This window comes from Paenibacillus sp. FSL R5-0928, from assembly GCF_037970385.1.
Classification (GTDB): domain Bacteria; phylum Bacillota; class Bacilli; order Paenibacillales; family Paenibacillaceae; genus Paenibacillus_AQ; species Paenibacillus_AQ odorifer.
Genome location: NZ_CP150225.1, coordinates 5049220 through 5071450 on the forward strand (window position 1 = coordinate 5049220; position 22231 = coordinate 5071450).

A 22231-nucleotide genomic window follows, 5' to 3' on the forward strand; every position below is an offset into this window, starting at 1 on the left:
GATAACTTTATGTATTATATCACAATCGGTAAAAATGGAAAGAGCCCGGGGCAACCCGAGCTCTTTCGTCATTTTTCTTTTAATTTTACAGCTTATTATTGCTCAGAAACGTATTGTACACTAATTTTATCTTGAGATACACTGAGTTCCTTCATTACGAGATCCACGATACTAACCGCTTGTTTTACATCCAGTTTGTCGCTGAGAACAACTACTTTGTAGCTGTCTCCAGCTTCTTCCTTTACAATCGCTTCTCCATATTTTTGTTGAAGCTGTTCTTCGATACCGGTAATTTTGGATTCTTTTTCTTCAAGATTGAGAAGTTGTTCTTGAGCGACTGCGTTATCAGCAGGTGTTTTATCCATGTCATTAATCAAAGCAAGCAAGTCTTGTTGGTTCTTAAGATTCTTTTGCTCACGTTCATAAAGGTAGTTAGTGAACATGCTGCTCGCCGATACACTTTGAGAAGCTACTTCATCGAGAATTTCTTTGTCATTTTTGGCTGGAGTCTTGGTGGTTGTATTTGCGGCTGTATCTTTAGCAGATTTATCTGTTTTCGTGGCATCTTTAGCAGCAGTGTCGGTTGTTGCCTTCTCTGAGTCACTGCTATTTGCGGCAGCTTTACTGCTATCGTCCTTAGCAGCTGTAGTTGTACTGTCGTCCGTTTTAGCAGTAGTAGTGCTATCATCCGTTTTAGCGGTAGCAGCACTGTCATCCGTTTTGGCGGCAGTAGCGCTGTCGTCCGTAGTAGCGGCGCCAGTAGTGCTATCTACAACGCCTTCATCAGCAACAACATCGCCTTGACTAACAACTTCGTTCACAACAACACCTTTGTCACCAACCGTGGGCAACGCTGCACCTGCTGTGTCTTTCAGGGAATCAACCTGCATTGTGCCAGCCGTGTCTTTTGGAATCGAAGCACCTGAGTCTTCAGTGAATAAATAGTATGCAGAGAGGACCACCATCAAGCTGAGCATAGAAACCAACCATATCGTTTGTCTTTTGCCGTTCATTCCATATTCCTCCTAAAATTTAATCTAGTGGCTGCTTCGGAAGCACTCACTTATTGACTTTCTCCTGCTACTCTTGTTTGCGTGGTACTACTGAAATGCGCTGGATCGGGACGTTCAAGCCTTTTTCTATAGCCTGCTCGACGAGTCCACGAACAACCTTGTTCTCTGCCCCTTTGGCAACTACCAGTACGCCGCGTACCTGAGGTTTAATCCGCTTCGTCACAATGGGTGTTTCGTCCCCTGATTGCGAGTAGGTTACGATTTCGCCATCCCTCGTATATTGTGTCGTATGACGTTTCCCCCCACTGGCATCCGTCTCTTCACTAAGCTGCTGGGAGTCATTCATATTACGCACCACGACAATTTCTTCTGTAGACTCCACTGTAACCATGATATCGACCGTACCGACGCCAACGATTTTCTCCAAAATCTCCTTCATCCGGTTCTCCATCGCTAGTTCGATGCTGTCGAACGAATTGGTTGTTGTGGTTGGATCACTCTGCACCAGCGCCGTTTGAGAGGACTGATTCAGCGGCGGCTCACGCCCTGTATTCTCGTTATCAATCCTCTTCACATTGACGAAGGAATTGAATAGCATGATCGCTGCGCCCAGCAGACCCAGAATGATCAGCCAGCGAAAGGTATGGCTTCTCTTTGGACTGCCGGCCCCACCCCCAGCCCACTGCTCAAGCTTTTTCAGCCAATTGCCCACTCCCATCCCTCCTAAAAATTATAGTTTCTTAGAAACATCAAGCTCATGATTTGACGTTACTAGCCACGCTGCCATCCACCTGAATGACTTTGGGATCCAAATCCCACTTCAGCTCCAGCAGCTTTACAATGGACTCCATTTCACTCGAGGACGCGCTGTCTTCAGCTACAATTCCGTTCACTGCTTTATTAGGTTCATCTGATGATGTCGCTTCACTCTCTACGTTATCTCCCGGATTAGCGACAATTTTAACTTCTACAGGTGCTACAGGAGTGATTGTAATGGGTGCTGTAGTCGCTGTGCTGGAAGCTCCGGAAGTACCCGGGGAGTTAGCCGATGTCTGAGGCATAGAGACCTTTACATTAGAAATGACAGGAACATCTTCGTTACCGGTGCCGCCAGACTTCCCCATGCCCAGCGTTACGGTGACATTAACCCCGCGTTTGCCGGTCTCACTGATAATCTGCTCTTTCATCTGACCCGCCACCTCTTCGGCAGCGAGCTGCAGACTCTGTTCCTGACGGCCTTGTGCAAGCTTTTGCCCATCTGCCAGAATCTGTTCCAAGGATGGGTCTCCCTTCCCTCCGCCAGTGAACAAACCGCCTTCTTTCTCTTGCTGTCCCATAGCGACACTCAGTTCGGAGATTGCATCACCTTTCAGGAGAGAGACGATAGGGCTGAGCATCGTGAGCAGGATTAGGAGACTTAGCACCAATCTTGCATAACGCTCCATGGATTTGCTTGGGAGCAGCAATTCAACAAATGACGCCAACAGCACAACCAGGATGATCTCCCGCAGCCAATCGCCCAACCAGCTCATGGTTTCCCTCCTAAAGGTTTTGTTGCTTCACCTCATCATTACGGTCAAGTTGCCCGCAGTCAGCATGATCGTAACCGCCATAAAAAACATTAAGGAAACAGCAGCCAAAGCAGCGAATACGTACACCATGCTTTTTCCAATCGTCTGGAGACAGACTACAATCGGTGTCTCTCCCAGCGGCTGCATCACAGCGGCGGCTATGTTGTAGATAAGGGCAAGCACCAGGATTTTGATTGCCGGAAAAGCACACAGGAACAATATGATAATGACACCCGATAACCCGATCGCATTCTTCACCAGCAGTGAAGCTGAGATTACTGTGTCTGTGGCATCCGCGAACATTTTGCCGATGACCGGAACAAAATTCCCTGTAATATATTTAGCGGCCCGAATGGTGACCCCATCCGTTACTGAGCTTGTTATCCCTCGAACGGAAATTACACCTAGAAACACAGTTAGCAGTACACCTAACAGTCCAGCACCGATGTTTCGCAGCAGGTTAGCCAGCTGGGTTAGTTTATATTTCTCCGACAATGCGCTGACCAGATGCAGCACAGCCGAGAAGAACAGAAGCGGAAAAACAAGGCTGTGGATCATGGTGCCAACCGTATGAATCATAAAAACAATTAACGGATGGGTGACAGAGACCGTAACGATATTCCCCATCGAAGCCAGCAGCGCGAACAGCAGTGGAATCATCGCCATCATGAAATCGATCATCCGGTCGATAGCATCCTTTGCATAACCAATAGCGATATTGAAGCTGTTCACGGCAATTACCAGCACCACCATATAACAGAGCGTATAAGCGACCTTACTGACCGTTTTTCGCTCAAAAGCGGTTTGCAGCGTCTCCAGAATCATGCTGAGTACACTGATCATCACAATCGTCACAAGCAGCTTACCGTTGTACAGCACCTCATGCCACATAAAGCCTAGAAGCCCAGATAACACACCCTTCAAGCTGAGCCCCTTATCTCCTGGAAGCAGCATGTCCATTAGCGTAGGTGTGGCCCCGTCCGGGAAAAAACCACCATAATCCTTCATCAGCTGATCCCAATACGACTCCACTTTATCTTTTGGCAAATTATTCACCTGGCTCTTGACCCACTGGTCTACCGGGGAAGAACTGCCGGATTCTGGTGTTGAGGAAGCTTGCACACTCTGAGCTGTACCTGCAAACCATAGAATGAAAAAGAATGGAAGCAGCAGCAGTATTATTTTTAGTTTTGGAGGACGGAAAACACTGCGCTCTTGCATAATTTCTCCTCCCGATTCGTTGCTCAGCTCTCTTTACGATTGCTTTAAGCAGGCAGTAGTTTCATGACGGTTTCGATAATGATGCTGATGATGGGTACGGCTAGTACCATAATTAGCACTTTGCCGGCGAGTTCTATTTTGGAAGCAATGGATTCCTGACCGGCATCTCGTACAATTTGTGCACCGAACTCCGCGATATAGGAAATGCCGATGATTTTGAAAACAGTCTTCAAATAAATCATTTCCATCCCCGATGACTCAGCCACCCGCTCCAGTGTAGAGAGGATCATTCCGATCTTGCCGATCAGAAACATAAAAATTAGAATTCCTGTTGTAGTAGCAAGAAGGAAGGCGAACATCGGTTTTTGTTCCTTCAGTACGAGAATCAATATGGTCGATATCAGCCCAATCCCAACAACTTGAATAATCTCCATAGCACGCCTATTGAAAAAGAAAGATCGTTTTTATTTCCTGCAGCAACCCGTCCAGCATACGAATCACCATGAACAGCACGACTACGAACCCGATCACGGTGACCCAATGTGCGAAATCCTCTTTTCCCATCTGTTTGAGCACCGTGTGTATCATGGCGATAATTATGCCAATGCCGGCAATTTGAAAAATCGCATTGACTTCAATATTCATTCCTGGCACCTCGCTAAAAGATCAAAATGACGATCAGTACTCCAAGCAGCAGACCCAGGCTTTTACTTAACTTTTCATATTTGCCTTGATCCTCTCTGGCCACCGACTCCTCCTGCTTCAATTGCTGCAATGCTAACGCGATATGAGTGCTCTGATTCGACCTATCGCTTGTGCCGAGAGTACAGCTGAGCTGGCGAAGAATCTCTCTTTCTGTCCCCTTCATAGCGGTAGACTTCCAATATGCTTCCATCGCCCGCTGGATGGCATCCTGGGCGCTTCTGTCATAGGGAGGGCTCATCTCCTCCGCTGTTTTGACAAACAACGATTTCAGCGGGTCCTTCGACTGATTCCCAATCCGCCGCATGGCTTCCGGCAGTGGGGTGAAGCCGTACATGATCTCTGTTTCCAACCGCTGTAGTGCTGCTATTAAACCTCTGATATGTCTGGGCCTGTCTGCATATTGACGAGCAAACTGGAGACCTGCAAGCGTACCAGCCACCACAATGAGCACAGCACCGAACAGCTTAAGCATGCAAATCACCACCTAGTCGATCCCCGGGAGAGATAAGCAGCATTCCTCTTTTCTGACCATCCAGAATGCGAAACGTGAGACCTGCTTCTGAACGATGGAGTATGACATATCTCTCGAACATCTTTTGTTCCAGCAGTCCTCCAAGACCCGGCCTACGAGCCAACTCTGTTACATCTTTTCCGTGAGCGGAAGCAATGACAGATATTCCGGCATGCAGTGCCTCGGTAACTGCTTCGGCATCTTCCGGACGCCCAATCTCATCCGCGATTAATACATCTGGCGATAGCGACCGGATCATCATCATCATGCCTTCTGCCTTGGGACACCCATCAAGAACGTCTGTCCGCGGACCCACGTCAAAGGCGGGAACACCACGCCGGCTGCCAGCAATTTCAGACCGTTCGTCAACAATTCCCACCTTCAGCCCCGGTCTACTCCCTTCGCGCTTGCCCAATTCCCCTAAGGAGATTTGTCTTGCGAGATCGCGGAGTAGGGTAGTCTTGCCATGTTGTGGAGGGGAGAGAATCAAGGTGTGCATCATTCGCTGCCGCCCCTTGTCCAGTAAATAAGGCAGCACTCCATCTGCGATTCCAGGTACTTCACGAGCAATACGGACATTAAAGCCAGTGATATCACGAAGATGCTCTACACCTCCGCCACTCAGTACTGTCCGACCAGCAAGTCCTATCCGATGACCGCCGGGAATCGTAATAAATCCTTTTCTCAGCTCTTCTTCCATCGTATATAGCGAATGGTTGCTGATCAGATCTAGCAGTCGATGAGTGTCTTCCCGATCCGGCTTGTAAGCTTCTTCAGGCCTCTGCGTCAAACTGCCATTCACTCTTAGAAAGTGATATTTACCAGAGTAGTTAATTTCCAGCGGACGACCTTCACGGACACGAATCTCCTCCACCATTCCTAGCAGCGGAAGGGGAAGGCACTTTAACAGTGCTCTTACTTTTTCAGGAAACAATTGCAGCCAGTCATCTGCCATACAAAGTACCCCCAAGCTGTCCTCTACTTAATTGCTTTATTCCATATTTATGCTTGTACGCGCCCAATATGCCTATCATCTATCATTTTTTCAAAATCCCGATTAAGAGAAAGGCTACACCGCAGCCCACCCAGCCTAATTTGCTCCATGACAGCTGCTGCGCCATCCCAGTCAGGCCAATTGCTGTCGTCAATATCAATATGGTCGGGCCTACCAAAGCCAGTCCAGAATTGACAGCGAGTGCCTTATCGACCTGATTTAATCTGAGCATTATCAGGGCAGCTATAATCTCTGCACTGCCCGAGAACAACCGCAGAGTCGCCATCCAACTCACATACTTGTCCAATCAACTCAACTCCTTTTACTAATTCATTCATACCAAAAGACATCTGAGGCTTGTTTAGCTTTCTATTATTCATGGATATGCGTGGCTTTTTCACTTTAGACAATGAGAAATGACAGATTTACAGATCAGACTGTGAAAGAATTCATAGTGAGTGGGTTCATAAATAAATATAATCAGTACGATAAAATAATTTTTACGAACGCCTTCATCTGTGGTATCCTTTTTAATTGGAAATATAGTGAGTTTATATTTTCAAAAAAAGGCAAACTAAAAAGACATAAGAAAAAGAGGGGATTTGTGTCATGCACGTTCGAAATTACGGGCTACCGCTCAGCATGCGGTCCGTAGTCAGACCAGTAAGAGAAGCGGCAATCATTATTTTTTCAGCTTTTTTAGTCGCCGCAGGGATGAGATTATTTCTAATTCCTCATCAACTGCTAAGCGGCGGGGTAGCGGGGGTGGCTTCAGTCATCGGGTATGTAACTAATCCGAAGTACATCTCAATCATTTATTTTGCGATAAACCTTCCTGTTCTGATCTGGGGATTTATTGCAGTGGGGAAAAAGTACATCTTACTAAGCATGCTTTCCGTTTTAGCTACCACCTGGTTCATGACAATTATTCCTGCGGTGAAAGTGACCAAAGACCCGATTTTGGCTAGTATTTTTGGCGGCGTAATTATTGCTGGCGGGGTTGGATTTTCTCTCCGTGCCGGGGGCTCATCTGGAGGATTTGATATATTAGGCTCGATTATTACACGTAAGCGGGATATTCCTATTGGGAATGTACTCTTCGTAATGGATGGGATCGTTATTCTGAGTTTAGGCTTCTTTAAAAGCTGGGACTCAGCCTTATACGCTATGCTCTGTATTTTTGTGAAAAGCAGAGTGGTTGATATGATTCATATTCGTCATGTCAAGCTAACCTGCTTCATTGTTACCAAGGAACGGGATAAAATGCTGAATCGTCTTAGAGAGCTGCCTCATGGCATCACAGTAGTCAACGCAGAGGGCGGTTACAGTCACGAGGGCAATACAATGCTGATGACCGTAACGACCCGCTATGAGCTGTCAGAGCTGCGTAAGACTATCCTTGAGACGGATCCAAGCTCTTTCGTCAATGTACTTGAGACTGTTGAAATTCTAGGCCGATTTAGACGTTTAGGATAAATACCCATATAGATGTAAAAAGGAACGCTGCATTCAAACCTGCAGCGTTCCTTTTCATTTATAGCTGATGCCCAAAAAGGAGACCCCGTAGCTAAGTAGCTGTAGGATCTCCCTTTTTATTGATTAAACGGCTCTTAACGACGATCCTTAGGACCACCAACAAAGGCCTGCTCAGTTGTATCCAGATTATAAGCGGTGTGAAGCGCCTGAATGATCGATGGCAAATTGCCGGATTCGATTACACAAGAAACCTTAATCTCTGACGTGCTGACCATCTTAATGCTTACGCCCTCTTGGGAGAGTACATCAAACATTTGAGCTGCAACACCAGGATGGCTAACCATACCCGCGCCAACAATAGAAACCTTCACGAGGTTATCCTCGGACGTTACTTCACGGTAAGGTAAAGTTTTATGGATTTCTTTAATTACTTCCTTCGCACGGTCCAGTTCATCAAGTGAAACTGTAAATGAGAAGTCAGCCTGCTCATTCTGCACACCACTTTGTACTATGATATCTACGTTTACGCCTTCTTCAGCCAGCTTGCCGAAGACTTGAGCGAGTACACCCGGTACATCAGGTACTCCTAGAATACTGACACGTGCTACATTCTTATCATAAGCAATCCCACTAACTACGACTCCTTGCTCCATGCTTGCTTCCTCCTTCACAACAGTACCTTCATTATGATTAAAGCTCGATCTAACGACCAGCTTAACTTGATGACGCTTAGCATACTCCACTGCACGCGGATGTAGTACCGCCGCTCCCAGATTGGCAAGCTCTAGCATCTCATCGTATGAGATTTCGTTCAGCTTGCGGGCTGTTTTCACAATGCGTGGATCTGTAGAATAGATACCATCAACGTCGGTATAAATCTCACATACATCTGCTTGAATAGCAGCCGCAAGGGCTACAGCTGTCGTGTCCGATCCTCCGCGGCCCAGGGTAGTGATCTCACCATCCAAAGTCATCCCTTGGAAACCGGCAACGATAACGATCTGTTCGCGTTCCAAAGACGCTACTACACGGTGTGGATCAATATCATTGATACGAGCTCTACCGTGGGTTTCGTCTGTACGGAACCCGGCCTGCCATCCTGTATAAGATACTGCATTCCGCCCGATCCCATGAAGAGCTATGGACAAAAGAGCAACGGAAATCTGCTCTCCTGTTGTCATCAGCATATCCATTTCACGTGCAGGCGGCTGCCCGTTTAATTGCTTCGCCGTATCGATCAAATCATCTGTTGTATCCCCCATAGCAGATACAACTACAACGCAGCGATGTCCCTCATCCTGCTTGTCTGCGATGCGCTTGGCAACACGTTGCATGCGTTCTGTGTCGCCGACGGAGCTGCCTCCGAATTTCATAACATAAAGTGACAAAGTCCCACTCACTCCCCATATCGGTCTATGTAGTTGCTTCTAATCGGTTTCCCGCTTTAAACCAGTATAATACGAAAATAGCGTAATGCGTTAATGATTTCATTAAAAAATTATTGATTTTCCAGAAGCTAACAAAAAGATAAGGTCAGCTTCAAGACACTAGCTGACCTCATTTCACCCGTCTTCCAGTTTTTTATTGAGAAGCTGGTCGATAAGTCAGGGCCATCACTCCAGAGCTGAATCTTTTGGAGTCCACTAGCTCCAACGTCTTCTCTTCACCAACGTTATCGAACAGGCGCTGACCGCTACCCAGCAGAATCGGGAAGACCAGAAGCTGATATTCATCGACAAGGCCAAGCTGCATCAGGCTCTGCGCAAGCGTACGACTGCCAAAAACGAGAATATCTCTCCCCGGCTGCTCCTTCAGCTTGGACACCTCCTGAACAAGATCGCCCTTAATCAAGCTTGAATTGCTCCATGTTGTTTCTTCGAGAGTTGTGGAGACTACGTACTTAGCGTATCCATTCATCATTTCACCGTACTCACCCGTCTGCTCAACCATATTTGGCCAAGCCTCTGCAAAACCTTCGTAGGTTGTCCGTCCTAACATTAGAGCGTCAGCAGCTTTCAGTTCAGCAAATTTGAAATGCTCCTGTTCTTCACTTCCGAATGAGAAGGTCCATTGTGGATTTTCCATAACACCATCAAGGGATATGAACTGAGATATAATTAATTTTCTCATATGCGCCTCCTTCTAATCCTTCAATTCGTAAGTATAATATCCCACACCCATACTGTTCCTCATGCATCCTCGTTTATATACCAAAAACCCCCCACCGTAATAACGGGGGAGGCTGATTGGTTATAAGTTCAGCAAGTATGATGCTTCCTACGCGCGGGAGATATATTTACCTTCGCGAGTATCAATAAGCAGCACATCTCCTTCATTGATGAACAAAGGAACTTGTACAGAATGACCTGTTTCAAGCTTGGCCGATTTAGTAGCGCCTTGAGCTGTATTTCCCTTCACACCTGGCTCAGTTTCAACAACCTTCAGCTCTACGCTGGTAGGCAGGTTGATCCCAAGGATTTCACCTTGGTAACTGATGATGTTTACAGTCATGTTCTCTTTAAGGAAGTTCAATTCCCATTCAAGCTGCTTGCTGGACAATTCGAATTGGTCATAGGTTTCGTTGTCCATGAAAGCATGCTCAGATCCGCTTGCATACAAATATTGCACGCCACGGTTCTCAATAATAGCACGGCCAATAGTTTCACCTGCACGGAAAGTACGCTCGACAGTGTTACCATTGCGCAGATTTTTCAGCTTAGAGCGAACGAACGCTGCACCTTTACCTGGTTTAACGTGCTGGAAATCAAGAACGGTAAAAATATCACCGTCCACCTCTACGGTCAAGCCTGTCTTAAAATCGTTTACTGAAATCACTAAAAATCCCTCCTGAATTCGATAATTAAACCACTACTTTTTCTTACTTACAGTACTGTATATTCTTTGGACGAATGGGTCAGCAGCGATATTCCGCTCTCGGTGATCACAATATCGTCTTCAATACGTACTCCGCCAATCCCCGGCAAATAGATACCTGGTTCCACAGTAACCACCATTCCCGGCTGCATGATATCGTCACTCAGCTTGGACAAACGCGGCCATTCATGAACTTCCATTCCAAGTCCATGACCCGTGCTATGTCCAAATTGATCACCATATCCGTAGCTAGCGATGATATCACGTGCCAGTGCATCACATTCCCGTCCAGTCATACCCGGTTTGATATGTGCCAACGTATGTAGCTGAGCTTCCAGCACAATATCATAGATTTCTTTCAGCTTCGGATCTGGAGCTCCGAGTGCAATGGTACGAGTCACATCTGAGCAGTATCCATCGAGTAATGCGCCGAAATCAAGCGTAATAAATTCATTACCTTGAATTACACGGCTGCTTGCTACGCCATGCGGCATGGACGAACGTTCACCTGAAGCAACAATCGTATCAAACGATGACGCAGTTGCCCCGTGGGTACGCATATAGAATTCCATTTCCAAATCGACGTCTCTTTCAGTCATGCCTGGTTTGATCACATTCAGAATATGATTGAATGTAGCATCAGCCAGATCAGCTGCACGTTGCATAACAGCAAGCTCTTCAGCATCCTTGAACATACGGAGGTCTTCCACGGCTTTGGAAACTGGAACTAACACTGCCGGCTTAAGGGCTTCCGCATATGAGGTATAAGCGCTGAATGAGACATCATCCTGTTCGAAACCAACACGTACCTCACTGCCTGTTGGCAGCAACTCGCGTACTGTATCAATAAATTTAGGACCATGCTCTACAACCTTAACTCCTACCGCTTGATCCGCAGCCTGTGTCATGTACCTGAAGTCAGTTAGCAGATAACAATCATCGCTTGTCACCAATACATAACCGGACGATCCGGTAAATCCACTTAAATAGCGGCGGTTATAACCGCTGGTTATCAACATTGCTTCCAATCCTTTATCCTGCAAAACCTTACGCAGCTTGGAGACGCGCTCGTTACCCATTTTCATTCTCCTCTCGAAATAGCCACATTGTATTTTAACATAGGGATATCCCCTTGAGAAGTTTTTTCGAGCCGTTAGGCAAGTGCAGTCGCTTGCTCACGCTTTCGTTCGTCGGTATACTCAATCGCCGCTGTGTATCCAATGAACATCCCCCAAAGTAAAAAAAGGCAGAACTCACTAATCACAGTGTTCCACGGCAGCTTAAAAGGCGGCTGCATAAGAAACATTTGCGAGCCGGGAATAAATATAACTACCCACCACAAAACACCATAAACCAATCCTGGCCAAGGTCCCTTCAGCTTGCGCAGAATAAGCACATATAGCAGTGAGGCTATCACTGAAAATAAAATGAAAAACAAATAACCCACGAGATGTCCATACATTGTTGTCAGAAAAGTATGTTTAAAAAACGGCTCTGCTAAATAACCAGGACTAACCTTGGTAAAGCTGAACCAGTAGATTAACCAGTGCAGCCCTCCCCAAATCAAACCTGCGAAAAAACCTAATTCGAGCGCAAAAAACCAAATATTAGTATGATCTGATTGTTGTTGATGTGATTTGCTCATAGAATTGCCTCGCTTTCCGTATTTTAATACCGATTTGTCTCTCCTTGTCCCTATAAGGTAGTATGTGCAGCAAAAGGCGATCCAACTAGTAATGTCTTCAAAAATTAGTTACAATGTATTATATAAATCATATTAATTACGGGAAGGTGAATTGGTTGTCCCAGGAAACTCCCAGCTATGGCGGCCAAGCCGTCATTGAAGGCGTCATGTTCGGCGGCAAGCATATTAATGTAACAGCCGTGCGACGAAAGAATCAGGAGATTACATTTTTGGAGGTGCCAAGAAGCGATAAGAGCTGGGTCACTAAACTGCGCAAGATTCCGCTGCTTCGCGGCCTTGTCAGTATTATAGATGCCAGCGCCAAAGGCTCTAAGCACTTGAACTATTCAGCTGAATCCTATGCCGAAGATGAATTGGAACCCGAAGAACTGGCGAAAGAGAAAGCTAAGCCGAAGAAAAAGGACGAAGGCTGGAGCCTCGGAATGATTTTTGGCGTTGCTGTAATGGGTATTCTCTCCTTCTTATTCGGAAAGCTCATTTTTACGCTTGTCCCAGTATTTGTCGAAGATTTTTTATTCAAGAATGCATTTGATAACTATGTACTGCACAACCTCATAGAAGGCGGCATTAAAATGGTCCTCTTGCTGGTCTATTTATGGGCGATTTCGCAAACACCTGTGATCAAGCGGCTATTCCAGTATCACGGTGCGGAACACAAAGTCATCAGCGCCTTTGAAGCAGGCGAAGATCTGACTGTCCAGAACGTTCAGAAATACAGCCGTCTGCATTACCGCTGCGGAAGCAGTTTTATGATGCTGACGATTATCCTCGGCGTTATTATTTACTCCGTAGTACCATGGGATAATCTTTGGGAACGTGTGATCCAACGGATTATTCTGCTGCCTGTCGTAATCGGTGTTTCGTTTGAGGTTCTGAAGGGTACCAACGCAGTAAGAGAAATTCCAGGTCTCAAATACTTGGGATATCCTGGACTATGGCTGCAGTTGCTCACTACCAAAGAACCAAAGGATGATCAGGTAGAAGTATCCATCGCCTCTTTCAATCGTATGCGTGAGCTTGATGCAGAGATTGAAGCCAGAGGATATACGGAGGCAAGTGTGTCAGGCGGCATATTGGATCCTGCGAAAGGATGAGTGTCCTATGATCAGGCATGCTTTAATTTTTTGGATTTCAGTAATTTTTGCAATATTCGGTTTTGTGATTGGAGTCTTGACTGAGCCTTTCTACACGCTGTCGAAGCTGATTCTCCCCTTAGTACTGTTAGCGATTATCTATTATGCTTACAAAATGGGACCAGGGAAATACGCTCGCAGCAGTAATGGATCTAGAATCAAAGTCAAACCTTCGCAGAAAACCATGACCAAGGTAGCTGGGATTCGCAAGACACAAGCAGCACCAGGCAAACGCAAAAGTTATCCCTTCCAAGTCATCGAAGGAAATAAAGGGAAAAACGATGATCAGCTTCCGAAGTACCATTAACTAAATTATGACAAACACAAAAAAGCATCTCCACGTTTCAAAATAACGTGCGGGATGCTTTTTTTCTGATATTATGAAGCTTGCTTGTTATCGGGGGCGCCATTCCTTAAAGAAGTCTTCCCCTGCTTTCAGTCCGGCGGCATACAATTCGTCGCTTTGCATCTTCGTAATATTAAATTGGGTCGTGCCGATACCAAGCGTTGGGATGGTTACTGTGCGGACATATTTATCATTTTCAATATATTTCTCATCATGAGCAGACAGCATGGTACTGACCATAGCTTGCAGCATACTGAATGGTCCCCTAATCCTGTGGGGCTGCGGGTCGGTTTTACCTACTGTTTGATACCCTACGGTGGGGATTCTTTTCCCCGGCACTTTACTATTCTCATTCATCCCGTCAAATAGCCATAAAGGAAAATTGCTTAATAATCCTCCGTCCACAACGTATACAAATTGCTCAATAAAAGACTTCCCTCTAGCGGACTGTCCATTTAACCTGAGCATCACTGGATCAAAAAAATAAGGAATACTGCAGCTCATACGGACAGCCTTAGCCACCTCAAAATGTTCAGGAGAGATTCCATACTGTTCCAACCCATCTGGTAAGACCAATATCCGGCCATTGGTAATGTCAGAAGCAATTATAGATAGTTTGCCTGGAGGCAGATCACGAAAAGTGATAATTCCCTTTTTAAGCAAAAGCGATCTCATCCACGATTCCAAGGCTTCACCCGAATACAATCCCTTCTTCAATAACACTCGCAGTGCAGGACCTACCCAAGCCGTATTATAAATGGGAGCTCGCTTCATAAACGATGAAAAAGAAGTTCCTTGGATAATCCGACTCATTTCCTCACCTTCATAACCCGCAGCCAGTAAAGTCGCTACAATCGCGCCTGAGGAGGTTCCAGCGACCTTTTTAAAGGTTCGTCCCGCCCTTTCCGTGGCTTCAACTGCTCCAGCGAGAGAAATCCCTTTTACTCCCCCTCCTTCAAACACAGCGTTAATCTCCATACACAAAAATCCCCCGTTTCCCATAGATTCTATTGCTTATCTATGAGCACGGGGGAGTATTCATGACTCCTTATCTAGAACAGTTATCTTATTTGGACTGAAAATAAAAGGTCAGCAAATTTGATAATCCAAACGGATTGCGCACTACAATGTCATTTGCTCTGAACATAATACTGCCTGCAACCTCTTTATATTTCTCATTATATTTAAGCTGGTTGATGATTTGGTCGCCACTTTGCCATTCTGCTTTCTGGTCACTTGCTCCAACCTTATAAGCAGCTTGCCCAATATAGAGCTTAACATTCGTATTCTCTACCTCTTTAACCCACCAATCTACTAGCTTATCGTAGCGGGCAGTGCTAAAGGACAGACTCCAATAAATTTGCGGTGCGACATAGTCAATCCAGCCTTGCTTGATCCATGTCCGAACATCGGCGTACATATCGTCATAAGCGGTAACTCCAGCTGTGGTATCCGAACCTGTGCTGTCTTTTTTGATATTACGCCATACACCAAACGGACTAATTCCATAAGAAACCTTCGGTTTCACCTTATGAATCTGTTCTCCCAATTGACGGACGAATTCATTGATATTATCGCGGCGCCAATCCGCCTTAGAGGACAGGTTCTTCGTGTTATAAGTCTTATAAGCAGTATCATCGGCAAAAGATACACCTGAAGGATAGAAATAATCATCCAAATGGACACCATCTACATCATAGCCTTTGACGACCTCCAACACTGTATCGATAATATGCTGGCGGGCTGCTGGGATCCCTGGATTGATGTATTTTTTACCTCCTGCGTCTACAATCCATTCCGGATTTGACTTAGCCACATGATTACTTGCTAATGCGGATGTAGAAGCATCTGTTGTCGCGCGGAATGGGTTGAACCATGCATGGAACTGCATACCGCGTGAATGTGCAGCGCTGACCATATAGCTCAACGGGTCATAACCCGGATTTTTTCCTTGTGTGCCGGTCAGCACCTTAGACCAAGGAACTAGAACAGAAGGGTATAGGCTGTCTGCTGAGGTTCTAACCTGTACAAAAACAGCATTAAAACCAACAGCTTTTAGCTTGTCCAGCAGATTATCAAATTCTTGTTTTTGTTTCGCTTCGTTACCTGCAGAAGCTACTGAAGGCCAGTCCAGATTAAATACTGTAGAGATCCAGGCTCCCTTCATCTCCTTGTTAGCCGACGCACCAGGGATACTTGGAACTGTTGGCGAGGTCGGTTTTGGAGTCGCTGTAGGGGCTGGGGTCGGCGTTGGCGTAACGACTGGAGTCGCTGTAGGTACTGCTGGCGTTTCCGGATCAGCAGCCTGCGGCGGCTCTGTATTAGAGTACAAAGAAATATGTTTGGTAGTCTGATCCCAGATAACCTGTAACCCCAATTGCTCACTTACAAAACGAAGCGGCACCATAACCCGTCCCTGCTTAATCTGTACTGAGGTGTCGAGGGCTACAGAAGCATTATTAACTAATGCACTTTTCTGGCCACTGGTCAGCTTGATCTCTGTATCTCCTTGCGTGATTGTAACTGTCTTACTGCTTTGATTCCAAACTACTCCAGCACTCAACCCTTTACTAATGACGCTAATTGGCACCATCGTTACATTCGAAGCTGTGATATACGGCGGCACATCGCTTGCCAGCGCCTCGCCATCCAGTTCAATGGTAATCTGCACAGCTGCCGCACGTGCCCCAGGAGACCATAAAGGCAGAAACAATACTAATACTAGCAATCCCAACATCCATTTACGATAATTCATAATTCCTCCCCAAATCTAAAATAATATGTATCCAATAAAAAAAGAAAAAACGGATCAATCCTCCAAGTTGATGTACCGATTCCACCCTTCAAAAGAGCGGTATCAATCTCAGCCAGAAAAAGGACTTATCCGTTTTGACGCTAAAAACTGGGAAAGGTTGCACTAAACAAAATAGAAACGGCTATACCATCAAGTAGTTTATGCTCACCAAAGCCTTGCTGGGCATAACTTTAAGGACGGTATCCGTTTCGGGAAAAAACATTTCAAGAATCGCTTGCCAGTTCATTGTGAATAGCATATAAAGTCTGCAGACGTTCTTCATCGCGGCGGAAATATTCCACCAACGTTTCGATACGTGTAATCGAATCCCAACTTAGGTGGTGCTCGATCCCTTCAACATCATTATAGATAAATTCCTGCTGTACTCCGATCAAACCGAGGAATTCTTCCAATAGTTGATGACGATCAACAAGACGTTTCCCTACTTTTTTCCCTTTGTTGGTTAGGACAAGCCCACGATATTTCTCATAGATGAGATATTCGTCCTTATCCAGTTTTTGGATCATCTTGGTCACAGAGGAGGGGTGTACTTCCAGTCCCTCGGCAATATCCGAGACCCGCGCATAACCTTTCTCATCAATGAGCTTATATATGCGCTCCAAATAATCCTCCATGCTGGGTGTTGGCATTAAAATTTACCTCTTTTCTATAATGAACCTGGCGCCGAGCCAAACCTTGCTCTAACAATGATACATGTTTCTAACGCCCCTTGGCAAGTCCTTCAAGAGAACATGCTGAGGAGTTACCCATGATTGCCATGCTTCTAATGAGACTCAGTTAGGCATAATAAACTTACTCATCTTTCAGAAGGAGCGTGAATTCATGACTATAGTGACACCTGAGACCCCTCCCGTAAAGAGAACCAGAAAAGCTACAGCCCTTTTTGTCCCCGAGCTTGTTTTCTTCGAGCCGGATGCTTTAAATTACCCGAAAGGTGAACGGATCATGGAATGGGTGAAGGCTAACAATATTCCCTATCGCATGACTACATCGCATAACCGCATAATGAATTTCCCGGGTGACACAGAGGTCGAGCAATATAAAATTGCCAAAAGAACACTTGTAGTCGGCCTGCGCAAAACCTTAAAGTTTGAGCAATCCAAACCCTCCGCAGATTATGCAATTCCGATCGCAACTGGCTGCATGGGCCACTGCCATTATTGTTATTTGCAGACTACTTTAGGTGCAAAGCCTTACATTCGTGTATATGTAAACACCGAAGACATCATTGACGCCGCCAAAAAATATATCGAGGAGCGTAGCCCTGAAATCACGACTTTTGAAGCAGCCTGTACCTCAGATCCATTAGGACTGGAGCATATTACCGGATCTCTGTCAGAACTCATCACATTCATGGCAGCGGAGCCCCTTGGCCGCCTGCGCTTTGTGACCAAATACCAACATGTTGAACCTCTACTCGATTTGCAGCATAACGGACATACCAGAATTCGTTTTAGCGTAAATGCTGACTATGTGATCAAAAATTTCGAGCCTGCTACCTCGCGGTTTGAAGAGCGAATTGAAGCGGCTGGAAAGGTCGCACGTGCCGGCTATCCACTGGGTTTCATCATTGCCCCAATTATTTGGTATGACGGCTGGCAGGAAGGCTACGCGGAGCTGCTGGCCAAATTAGCCAAGACCCTCCCGCCGGAAATAGGAAAAGGTCTAACCTTTGAAATGATTCAGCACCGATTCACCAAAACAGCCAAGACTGTAATTGAGAAACGTTACCCGAAATCTAAACTAGAAATGGACATGGAGAAACGTAAAAAGAAATGGGGCCGCTGGGGACAGAACAAATATGTCTATCCGGATGAACAGCAAACCGCCCTGCGAGAATTTATCACAGAGCGGATTTTCGAGCATTTTCCTGAAGCAGGTATTGATTACTTCACCTAAGCTCTAAAAATTCTTGTATTTTAAAAAATTAGCCAATCCGGCGTTATTCCTTGTAGCCACACTGTTATCCGGAACATTTGATCCGTGAACAGCAAAACACCCATAAATACCATTAGGACGCCGCCAATCTTCATCAGCAGATTCGAATACTTGAGGATACGCTTCACTCCGCCAAGGAAAAAGGCTAAAAGAAAAAATGGCAAAGCAAATCCGATGCTATACGCGGTAATCAATGTAAACCAAGTGCCTGGATCGCTTGCCGACAGTGCAATAATTGCCGTCAAAATCGGTCCGATACAAGGTGACCAACCAGCAGAAAAACCAATCCCGAAAATAAAGGAGCCCACATAACCCGCCGGTTTCCATTTTAAATCAAGCTTCCGTTCGCGAAGTAGAAACTGGGGCTGAAAAATCCCAAGCAAAAATAAACCCATTACAATAATTAGAATCGCCGACAATTGCCGGATCAGATCACGCTGGCCATTAAAGAATTGCCCGAATAACCCAGCCCCAAAACCAAGTGTGTAAAAAACAGCAGAAAAACCTAATATAAATGCCAATGTATGAGTCAGGGTGCGTATACGAACCTCTTTAGAGTTGCTGCCTGATTTTAATTGTTGAACGGATAACCCGGTAATATACGATAAATAAGAGGGGTACAGCGGTAAGCAGCATGGCGATATAAACGATGCCACCCCTGCAGCTAAAGCAATTCCTGCATTGATATTAGACAAAATAGCGGCTCTCCTTCCGGCATTCGAGTCACTTCATGGAGCTGCTTATGGCTCCTTTTTTTAATATAAGAAAGGATTAATTTCTCATTATTACTTTTCTTATATTTCACACCTAAACGCTTATCGTCCTTACAAGGACACCGAAGGCGTTTACGCTTGCCTAATGCGATACCGATTACTTAATTCGCTGTTTATGCTGGCAATCCCTTTTTACCGATCAAGGTTAATACCAATAATGATATGAGCAAAAGCACAATAGTTGCACCGGGAGCCAAATTCCACACTCCAGCTACTACTAGTCCTCCTACAACGGCAATCTCCGAAATGATAACCGCCAGGATGACCGAGGATTTAAAGCTACGAGATAGCAATAAGCTGATTGCGACCGGAATAGTCAACAAAGCAGATACTAATAGCGAGCCCACAATCTTGATCGCTGTGCTAATCACAAGTGCTGTCAGGATGGTGATCAGCATGTTAAGCAGCTTCACCGGCAGCCCACTTACACTTGCTGCATCCTCTTCAAAGCTAAGCAAAAAGAACTCTTTAAAGAACATCGATACTACTACTACAACAGCTATAGTCACTATGCCTACCACGATCAAATCAGTATTATCGAGCGTATAAATGCTGCCGAACAAATAACTCATTACGTCCGCATTATAACCTTTTCCTAAGGTGAAAAAGAGTGAAGCCAACGCCACTCCGCCCGACATTATAATGGCAATCGACAGCTCCGCATAACTCTTATAAGCCTTGCGAAGCTTTTCAATCGCGAAGGACGCTACCACTGCAAAGATAAGGCCTGCGCCCAGCGGATAAAATCCTGTTAGAAAACCGAGTGCCACCCCCGCTATAGTAACATGAGCCAGCGTATCACCAATCATGGATAATCGTCTAAGCACAAGAAAAACGCCTATAAGCGGCGCTGTTATACCAATCAGCAGTCCGCCCGCAAGCGCCCGCTGAAAAAAATCGCTAAATAGTATTTCCAACTTAAACTCTCCTTCATACAAACTCAAACCATTTTAAAACCATTTTAAAACCTTTTTCAAACCTTTTTCAAACCTTTTTCGATCCCTCCCAAACCCTCCCTTCCAAGGGAGGGCCCCAAGGGCTCTGCCCTCTGGACACCCGTTAAGTGCAACTAGCGTAGGAGTTAGTGTTACTGAACATAGATAGGTCGGGGAAAGATCGCTTTCGTCCCTAAAGGGACACGCTTGTACTTTGGTGGTGCTTAGGTAAGAGAAAATAAGAAATAGGAACAAGGTTAAAATACCTCTTAATAAAACCATGTCTACTGACTAACTTCCACACGCAAGTTATGTATGCCCTGAGAACAGAGGCACCCCTGTTCAGAGTTCAATTATGACTTAAGAGAGCGTGTGCTGCAGGTTCTCTTCTGTGCAATTCTGGAGATCATGTGAGTGGCGGGAGTAAAAGTTGATTTTACCATTTGTCTGCACGGGCTCATGACCTAAATAATTTTTAATCATGTCGATATCATGCGACACCATCAGGAAGGTCATATGATGATGAGCATGCATATGCGTAATTAATTCAAAGAATCCCGCTTGTGATTCGGCATCAATACCCACGGTAGGTTCGTCCAAAATCAGCAGGTCAGGATGGTTAATCAGCGCCCGAGCCAGAAAAACACGCTGCTGCTGACCGCCTGACAGCTGGCCTACTCTTTTCTCCGCAATATCTTGTATCCGCATGACTTCAAGTGCATCCTCACATTGACGATGCTGAGCCTTAGATACTCTGCGGATCAGATTCTTGTTATTATATAGACCTGACAGAACTACTTCACGCACCGTTGCTGGAAACAATGGGTTGAAAGCATTTTTTTGCGGAACATATCCGATCCGTTCCCAGTCTTTAAACTTGCGGACAGGCGTTCCGAATAATTTAATTTCACCACTGCTCGCCGGAAGCAAGCCGACGATCATTTTCATCAATGTTGTTTTACCAGCACCATTAGAACCAATGATACCAAGGAAATCTCGTTCTCTTACACTATAGTTAAGATTCGATATCACCTTCTGTTCCCCATATGAAAAAGAAAGATCCTGTATATCGATGATATGCTGATGGCAGTCCAAGGATACCGATTGCATGCTTAAGTACCGCCTTTCCCTTATACTTTCCTTATTATTGTAAGGCCATAATCAGATTTTGCAAATTTTTCTCCATCAGAGTGAAGTAATTATCGCCGTTCTTCTCTTGCTCCGCAGTAAGTCCCTCTACCGGATTAAGCACCATAGTGGAAACGCCCGCTTCGGCTGCCAGAGTCTTAGCCAGTTTATCGGAGACAAGCTCTTCAAAAAAGATATACTTAATACCTTCATCTTTTACCATTTTCGCAAGCTTCACTAAATCCTGTCCGCGCGGCTCGGCGTCCGGCGAAAGTCCCATAATCGCATGCTGATCCAATCCATAATCACGGGCAAGGTAAGAGAAAGCCTGATGCGATACTACGATCTTATGGTTGGGCAGCTTAGCAAGCTCCTCTTTGAATTTACTATCTAATGCCTGCAGACGTTCAGCAAGCTTATTGTAACGCTCTTCATAACCTTCTTTATGCTCAGGATCCACGGACTGAAGGCTTTCTTTAATATTCTGAGCCATAGTAATGGCTGATTTTGGACTTACCCAAGTATGCGGGTCCGTATGCAGGCTGTCTCCTGAGGCATTACTGTTATGATCCGTATCCTCATTTTGATGAGAATCTTCCTCACTTGCCCCATGATCATGCCCGTCATCTTCATCGGTCATGATATAATCAATACCTTGGCTTACTTCAACCGCCTTAACTTTACTGCTGCTATCAAGGCCTTTTAAAAAGTTAGGGACCCAGCCTTCTAAGCCTGCACCGTTATATAGAAATAGCTGTGCCTTAGAAGTGTTGATAATGTCTTGACTGCGCGGTGTCCAATCATGTGGCTCCACACCCACTGGAAGCAGGTTAATAGCATTGATATCTTCCCCGCCAATCTCCTTAGCAAACTCGTAAATAGGATAAAAGGTTGTAACTACATTTACTTTCCCTTCAACTATACTTCCACTGCTCTTAGGTCCGCATGCACTTAGTGTAAATACCAGTACCAGTGCAAGGACGAGCAAAATTATACGCGATTTCATTGCTGCCATTATATTGATCTACCCCTCAAATCGTAAATTTTACTATTAGTAGTATAATAGTAATCGTTACGATAAGTCAACAAAGTA

The 22231-nt window shown here is 45.4% G+C and carries 25 protein-coding genes; 4 read left to right on the plus strand and 21 right to left on the minus strand.

Annotated elements, in window-relative coordinates; genetic code table 11:
- Positions 1-95: 95 nt before the first annotated feature.
- From MKZ16_RS22885 to MKZ16_RS22925, 9 genes are all read right to left on the minus strand, one after another.
- Positions 96-1013: a SpoIIIAH-like family protein gene (locus MKZ16_RS22885; protein ID WP_076104385.1), complete on the minus strand. Its 918-nt coding sequence runs from the start codon at positions 1011-1013 to the stop codon at positions 96-98.
- 67 nt (positions 1014-1080) lie between these two features.
- The gene (gene spoIIIAG, locus MKZ16_RS22890; protein ID WP_036682839.1) at positions 1081-1725 is read right to left on the minus strand and encodes a stage III sporulation protein AG; all 645 of its coding nucleotides are present in this window, start codon (positions 1723-1725) and stop codon (positions 1081-1083) included.
- A gap of 43 nt (positions 1726-1768) precedes the next feature.
- Positions 1769-2545 carry a stage III sporulation protein AF gene (gene spoIIIAF / locus MKZ16_RS22895; RefSeq protein ID WP_076104384.1) on the minus strand — a complete coding sequence of 259 codons (777 nt, stop codon included), beginning with the start codon at positions 2543-2545 and terminating at the stop codon, positions 1769-1771.
- A gap of 27 nt (positions 2546-2572) precedes the next feature.
- A complete protein-coding gene (gene spoIIIAE / locus MKZ16_RS22900; RefSeq protein WP_076098641.1) occupies positions 2573-3805 on the minus strand; it encodes a stage III sporulation protein AE in 1233 nt (410 codons plus the stop codon).
- Between the two features lie 44 nt (positions 3806-3849).
- Complete coding sequence (gene spoIIIAD / locus MKZ16_RS22905; RefSeq protein ID WP_036682847.1) at positions 3850-4239, minus strand: stage III sporulation protein AD; 390 nt, start codon at positions 4237-4239, stop codon at positions 3850-3852.
- A gap of 7 nt (positions 4240-4246) precedes the next feature.
- Positions 4247-4450: a stage III sporulation protein AC gene (gene spoIIIAC, locus MKZ16_RS22910; protein ID WP_036682849.1), complete on the minus strand. Its 204-nt coding sequence runs from the start codon at positions 4448-4450 to the stop codon at positions 4247-4249.
- Between the two features lie 13 nt (positions 4451-4463).
- The gene (spoIIIAB, locus tag MKZ16_RS22915) at positions 4464-4982 is read right to left on the minus strand and encodes a stage III sporulation protein SpoIIIAB (protein ID WP_076104383.1); all 519 of its coding nucleotides are present in this window, start codon (positions 4980-4982) and stop codon (positions 4464-4466) included.
- Entirely contained in the window at positions 4975-5976 is a 1002-nt protein-coding gene (gene spoIIIAA, locus MKZ16_RS22920; protein ID WP_036682854.1) for a stage III sporulation protein AA, read from the minus strand. Before spoIIIAA ends, spoIIIAB begins: the two co-directional genes overlap by 8 nt.
- 82 nt (positions 5977-6058) lie before the next feature.
- Positions 6059-6301: a YqhV family protein gene (locus tag MKZ16_RS22925; protein ID WP_036683194.1), complete on the minus strand. Its 243-nt coding sequence runs from the start codon at positions 6299-6301 to the stop codon at positions 6059-6061.
- Between the two features lie 323 nt (positions 6302-6624).
- On the opposite strand from MKZ16_RS22925, the gene MKZ16_RS22930 reads away from it, so the two are divergent.
- The gene (locus tag MKZ16_RS22930; RefSeq protein ID WP_081382367.1) at positions 6625-7491 is read left to right on the plus strand and encodes a YitT family protein; all 867 of its coding nucleotides are present in this window, start codon (positions 6625-6627) and stop codon (positions 7489-7491) included.
- Between the two features lie 134 nt (positions 7492-7625).
- On the opposite strand, the gene MKZ16_RS22935 is transcribed toward MKZ16_RS22930, so the two are convergent.
- The 5 genes from MKZ16_RS22935 to MKZ16_RS22955 all read right to left on the minus strand — a co-directional run bounded on the left by MKZ16_RS22935 (position 7626) and on the right by MKZ16_RS22955 (position 12010).
- Positions 7626-8879 carry an aspartate kinase gene (locus tag MKZ16_RS22935; RefSeq protein WP_036682855.1) on the minus strand — a complete coding sequence of 418 codons (1254 nt, stop codon included), beginning with the start codon at positions 8877-8879 and terminating at the stop codon, positions 7626-7628.
- A 193-nt stretch (positions 8880-9072) separates the two neighbouring features.
- On the minus strand, positions 9073-9621 hold the full coding sequence (locus tag MKZ16_RS22940; protein ID WP_036682857.1) for a dihydrofolate reductase family protein: 549 nt from the start codon (positions 9619-9621) through the stop codon (positions 9073-9075).
- A 147-nt stretch (positions 9622-9768) separates the two neighbouring features.
- Positions 9769-10326, minus strand: coding sequence for an elongation factor P (efp, locus tag MKZ16_RS22945; protein WP_038572538.1), 558 nt, complete (start codon positions 10324-10326; stop codon positions 9769-9771).
- Between the two features lie 47 nt (positions 10327-10373).
- A complete protein-coding gene (locus MKZ16_RS22950; RefSeq protein ID WP_036682862.1) occupies positions 10374-11444 on the minus strand; it encodes a Xaa-Pro peptidase family protein in 1071 nt (356 codons plus the stop codon).
- A gap of 74 nt (positions 11445-11518) precedes the next feature.
- Entirely contained in the window at positions 11519-12010 is a 492-nt protein-coding gene (locus tag MKZ16_RS22955) for a YqhR family membrane protein (protein ID WP_036682865.1), read from the minus strand.
- 155 nt (positions 12011-12165) lie between these two features.
- Here MKZ16_RS22955 and MKZ16_RS22960 point away from each other — a divergent pair, with 155 nt between their 5' ends.
- Complete coding sequence (locus tag MKZ16_RS22960; protein WP_076104382.1) at positions 12166-13164, plus strand: DUF1385 domain-containing protein; 999 nt, start codon at positions 12166-12168, stop codon at positions 13162-13164.
- A 7-nt stretch (positions 13165-13171) separates the two neighbouring features.
- Positions 13172-13510 carry a hypothetical protein gene (locus tag MKZ16_RS22965; protein WP_076104381.1) on the plus strand — a complete coding sequence of 113 codons (339 nt, stop codon included), beginning with the start codon at positions 13172-13174 and terminating at the stop codon, positions 13508-13510.
- 87 nt (positions 13511-13597) lie between these two features.
- Here MKZ16_RS22965 and MKZ16_RS22970 read toward each other — a convergent pair whose 3' ends face one another.
- The 3 genes from MKZ16_RS22970 to mntR form a co-directional block, all read right to left on the minus strand.
- Complete coding sequence (locus MKZ16_RS22970) at positions 13598-14527, minus strand: patatin-like phospholipase family protein (RefSeq protein ID WP_036682875.1); 930 nt, start codon at positions 14525-14527, stop codon at positions 13598-13600.
- An 88-nt stretch (positions 14528-14615) separates the two neighbouring features.
- Positions 14616-16304: a family 10 glycosylhydrolase gene (locus MKZ16_RS22975; protein ID WP_076104380.1), complete on the minus strand. Its 1689-nt coding sequence runs from the start codon at positions 16302-16304 to the stop codon at positions 14616-14618.
- Positions 16305-16567: 263 nt separating this feature from the next.
- Positions 16568-16993 (minus strand): transcriptional regulator MntR, encoded by a 426-nt coding sequence (gene mntR, locus MKZ16_RS22980; RefSeq protein ID WP_036682880.1) that lies wholly within the window; start codon positions 16991-16993, stop codon positions 16568-16570.
- A gap of 193 nt (positions 16994-17186) precedes the next feature.
- Here mntR and splB point away from each other — a divergent pair, with 193 nt between their 5' ends.
- On the plus strand, positions 17187-18263 hold the full coding sequence (splB, locus tag MKZ16_RS22985; RefSeq protein WP_076104379.1) for a spore photoproduct lyase: 1077 nt from the start codon (positions 17187-17189) through the stop codon (positions 18261-18263).
- A 20-nt stretch (positions 18264-18283) separates the two neighbouring features.
- On the opposite strand, the gene MKZ16_RS22990 is transcribed toward splB, so the two are convergent.
- The 4 genes from MKZ16_RS22990 to MKZ16_RS23005 form a co-directional block, all read right to left on the minus strand.
- A complete protein-coding gene (locus tag MKZ16_RS22990; protein ID WP_036682883.1) occupies positions 18284-18997 on the minus strand; it encodes a cytochrome c biogenesis protein CcdA in 714 nt (237 codons plus the stop codon).
- Positions 18998-19188: 191 nt separating this feature from the next.
- On the minus strand, positions 19189-19992 hold the full coding sequence (locus tag MKZ16_RS22995) for a metal ABC transporter permease (RefSeq protein WP_036682884.1): 804 nt from the start codon (positions 19990-19992) through the stop codon (positions 19189-19191).
- A 378-nt stretch (positions 19993-20370) separates the two neighbouring features.
- Entirely contained in the window at positions 20371-21120 is a 750-nt protein-coding gene (locus MKZ16_RS23000; RefSeq protein WP_036682888.1) for a metal ABC transporter ATP-binding protein, read from the minus strand.
- 34 nt (positions 21121-21154) lie between these two features.
- Positions 21155-22144, minus strand: coding sequence for a zinc ABC transporter substrate-binding protein (locus MKZ16_RS23005; RefSeq protein WP_256718580.1), 990 nt, complete (start codon positions 22142-22144; stop codon positions 21155-21157).
- Positions 22145-22231: the final 87 nt, after the last annotated feature.